This window comes from Photobacterium sp. R1 (assembly GCF_054600795.1).
Genome location: NZ_BAAHZP010000216.1, coordinates 1 through 365, shown reverse-complemented (window position 1 = coordinate 365; position 365 = coordinate 1). Strand labels below are relative to the sequence as shown.

1 pseudogene is annotated in these 365 nt (G+C 58.1%); it reads right to left on the bottom strand.

Annotated features, from left to right (window positions below):
• Positions 1-365, bottom strand: a pseudogene (locus ACYP03_RS24735) (zinc/cadmium/mercury/lead-transporting ATPase); the annotation flags it as partial.

Genomic DNA, 365 nt, shown 5'->3' with positions numbered 1-365 from the left:
CTGTCTACCGCCTCCAGGGCATCTTCACGCAGGTTATCCCGCCAGGCGATCAGCCCGACCGGTACGTTATCGCGCAGCACCACCACCAGCGTTTTGCCTTCATCACTCAGGTTATCTATATCCGCCTGCTGGGATTGGGTGATCCGACCGGGATCGTCAAGACGGTCTGTGGCGAGAAGGTGAATAACAATGCCATCAATCACACCCTGTATTCCGCGACCGGGCAAAGCTTTACGCCTTTCAGCATGCGGCACCGCCAGACCCTGCTGCCGTGCTTGTTCGATCACAGCCTGCGCCAGCGGATGCAGCGATCCGGTTTCTATCGCAGCGGCTTCGCTCAGCAGTCTTTTTTCATCCCCTTGCCA